Source organism: Amycolatopsis thailandensis, from assembly GCF_042723255.1.
GTDB classification, from domain to species: Bacteria; Actinomycetota; Actinomycetes; order Mycobacteriales; family Pseudonocardiaceae; genus Amycolatopsis; species Amycolatopsis thailandensis.
The window spans coordinates 97,143-97,965 of the sequence record NZ_JBHXJK010000012.1; the positions used below are offsets into that span (position 1 = coordinate 97,143).

Genomic DNA, 823 nt, shown 5'->3' on the forward strand with positions numbered 1-823 from the left:
CTCGGCGACCGCCACGGCGAAGGTACGGCGTGGAACAACCTCGGGAACGCGCTGCGGGCACTGCGGCGGTTCGACGACGCCGCACGGGCGTGGGGCGAAGCTGTTGCAGCGTACGACGATGCAGGTGACGGGGAATTAGCTGCACAACTGCGGGAATGGCTGGGAAAGTTCGACACCGACGGCTCCTGATACCTCACCAGGCCCGGTTTGACCAGGCCACTTTCGCAGGTGAAGCCTGGTTTCGCAAAGCAACCTTCGCTGGCGGCTCCCGCTTCTACGAGGCGAGATTCGAGGTAATGCCTGGTGCTTCTGGGCCCGTATCCGAGCGAACTCGATCGGTGATTCGTCTTGGCCGCTGTGGTGGACAGCCGAAGTGCCAGGTGATGAGGAACAGGTGTGGTTACAGATGGTGCCCGTGCCGGTCGTTTCCTGATACGGACTGGCTGCTGGAGCTGATGACTGTGGCGTGACACCTAGTTGATCAATGGGTGCCACGATGGGTGCGAACCACAGTCGGATGGATCCAAACATGCCACTCCAGGCACGTCGCAGTGCAGGTCAACCAGCGGTAGACGCCCTAGATGTCGTCAACCAGCACTTTTGCAAGGCGAGGTCGTGCCGTTTCGGGCAGTCCTCCGTCAGCGTTGTGCCGTTTAGAGCGCACTTTCGCCTTCTGGGCGAGAGAGAGCGGAAAGTTCGTTAGTTAGCCAGGCAAGAACATCGTGTGACTCGTTGAGTCTTTCGAGATGCGTACCCGGTTGCTGCACGGCTTGCTGACGTCGGATTGTGATGGCCTCGGTGATGGGCTCGATTGCTTCCTCGT

2 protein-coding genes are annotated in these 823 nt (G+C 60.3%); both read left to right on the top strand.

What is annotated here, in order from left to right:
- Window positions 1-189 (top strand): hypothetical protein (locus ACFWMR_RS07455; protein WP_378377778.1); only part of this gene is annotated, 189 nt, incomplete at its 5' end.
- Complete coding sequence (locus ACFWMR_RS07460; RefSeq protein ID WP_378377779.1) at window positions 156-470, top strand: pentapeptide repeat-containing protein; 315 nt, start codon at window positions 156-158, stop codon at window positions 468-470. The genes ACFWMR_RS07455 and ACFWMR_RS07460, both read left to right, overlap by 34 nt.
- The last annotated feature ends 353 nt before the right edge of the window (window positions 471-823 follow it).